Origin of the sequence: uncultured Campylobacter sp. (assembly GCF_938045405.1) — a bacterium.
GTDB lineage: Bacteria > Campylobacterota > Campylobacteria > Campylobacterales > Campylobacteraceae > Campylobacter_B.
Window position 1 is genome coordinate 1 of record NZ_CALIMW010000187.1, and the last position, 2,609, is coordinate 2,609.

Genomic DNA, 2,609 nt, shown 5'->3' on the forward strand with positions numbered 1-2,609 from the left:
GATTGTAATCACGGTCGTATCATACGGCGCGGGCGCGGCATACGGCGCAGCGCTTGGTAGCGCCATCGGGGCGAGTGCGGCGACGGGCTCTGCAATCATCGCAGGCACGATAATGGTCGCAGGAGGGCTGCTTTTAAACGCCGTGATGCCTATGGCGAATTCCAAACTAGGCGGCTTCGATAGCCAAACGTATGAGCGCTCCAATACCTACGGCTGGAACACACCCACAAATCAAGTCACTCAAGGAGCCGTGGTGCCTAAAATTTACGGCACGCACAAAATCACCCCGCCGATGATCGGATCATACATCGACGTAAAAGATGACAAGCAGTATTTCAATGGGCTATACGCCCTAAACGACGGCGAAATAGAGGATGTAAAAGATATAAAGATCAATGGAGAGCCGATAGGAAATTTTGCGGGCGTAACGCACGAAATAAGATACGGCGACGACAACCAGGCGATAATTGACGCATTCAATGATACGCGCGTCAATAAATACGTAGGCAAAAAGCTAAATCCCGATATGAGCTACTCTCTGTCCGAAACTGAGGGAAACGCAGTAACGGGATTAAAAATAACCCTAGCGATGCCGAATGGAATTTTCTACGCTAACGACCAAGGCGGAATAAGCGGGTATAGAATAAGTCTGCAAATAGAATATTCGCCTAACGGCACGGATTGGACCACTTTAGGCGAGAGAAAAGTATCGTATAAACTAGATTTTAATATGAACGACTACATAACCTATAGAGAGGGAGAGCATCACGATACGTGGATATTTACCGATCCCTATACAAAAAAAGGCAGGATGTTTCGCTCTAGACGAGCTCTAGAAAAATATGTTTGGGATCATTACGCAAAACCCGTGTATAGCGAACCGTATAATGAAATCGAGGGCGCAAGCACCTCCGCAATCAGGCGAACGGCTGAAATTAACAATCTCCCTCCGTCGAAATACTATGTCAGGGTGAGATATTACGCGAAGCCTCAAACCTCCAGCCGCTACGGCTCCGCGTGCTTTTTTGAGTATTTAGAGGAAAGTATTAGCGACGATTTTCTCTATCCACATACCGCACTTTTAGCCGTCAGAGCTTTGGCAACGGACCAATTAAGCGGCAATGCTCCTAGAATTTCGGCGGTCGTAACGGCTAATACCGACAATCCCGCCGAGATTTGCAAACAAATTTTGCTAGATAGCGGAGTGGATAAAGAAAAGATAATGCCGAGCTTCGAGGAATGGGGAAAATTCTGCAAGGAAAAGGGCTATACTTGCAATATCGTATTCGATAGCGAACAAAGCGTCAGGCAGGCGCTAGATAGCGTTTCGCTTTTAGGGCGCGCGTCGATCATTCAAGCGGGCTCAAAATTTGACGTAATAATGGAAAAAGCTGCACTAAACCCTACACAGAGTTTTCTTTTTACGATGGGAAATATCCTAAGCGGCACATTTAAGCAGAATTTCTTGCCCCTCGTAGATCGCGCAAATTTTTTAGAGATAACCTATTATGACAAAGACAAGGATTATGAGCCAAGCGTTATATCGATTTCAAATTCTCCGCAGCAAAGTCATCAGGTAATTAACAAAACGGGTGTAACTCTACCCGGCTGCACCGACGAAAAACAGGCTAGAGCCTACGGGCAATTCCAGCTAAATTGTAATAAATACCTCACGGAAACAATAGAATTCGAAGCCGATAAAGATAGCCTTGTGTGCCGCTACGGCGATATAATCAAGGTAAGCCACGATACGCCTCAATACGGCTTTTCGGGCAGATTAGCGGAGGATAGCAGCGATGTTTTAATTCTTGACCGCAAAGTAGAAACGCAAGTGGGCAAAAAATACGTAATTCAGGTGCGAAACGACGTCAACGAGATAAGTGAATTCGAAGTATTGGGCGTAGATAAAAACAAAATAAGTCTAAATTTAAGCGGCAAGGCATTTAAAAAATACGATAATTATGCTTTTGGCGAAATAAACAAAACAAGCAAATTATACCGCGTGCTAAAAATTGCCACGGGCAGCGAGCTAACGAGGCAGATAACAGCGATCGAATACAATGAAACCATCTATAGCGATACGGGCGAAATTGTCGTGCCCGACATCTCGTCTTTAAAGCTCTCAAATTTACGCGTAAGCGATTATATCTATGGATGGCAGCAGGGTAATCCATACGATGCTAAGGGCGGTGTGGAGCGGCGAGAGCTTGTTTTATATCTTTTCGTATAAGAAAAAAAGCGAAAAGGATTTTGCTAGCGCTAAAATTTACGACAGTAGCTTCTCGTTTGAAGCCGTAGACGGCGAGATATACAATATCGCGGTAAGCGATAGCGCGGGCAATAAACTAGAGATGGAGTATAAAGTGCTCGGCAAGTTAGCCCCGCCGCCTAAAATAGAAAATTTAAAGGCTACCGAGCTGCGCGATTTTTGGAGCATCAGCTGGGAGTATCCCGACGTGCCGATAGACTTTAGCCATTTTGAAATTTATGAAAACAATATATTGGCGGCGAGAGCGCAGACGCTGGGGTATGCGCTACCGAAGACAAAACTAAGCTGCGAGATAAAAGTGTTTGCAGTAGATACTAGCGGCGTAAAAAGCGAAGCCGTT

2 protein-coding genes are annotated in these 2,609 nt (G+C 45.4%); both read left to right on the top strand.

The window, feature by feature from the left end; translation table 11 throughout:
• The coding region (locus tag Q0140_RS07120; RefSeq protein WP_297963298.1) for a phage tail protein at positions 1–2,230 on the top strand (2,230 nt) is incomplete at its 5' end.
• Positions 2,208–2,609: hypothetical protein (locus tag Q0140_RS07125; protein WP_297963300.1), on the top strand; the 402-nt coding region annotated here is incomplete at its 3' end. The genes Q0140_RS07120 and Q0140_RS07125, both read left to right, overlap by 23 nt.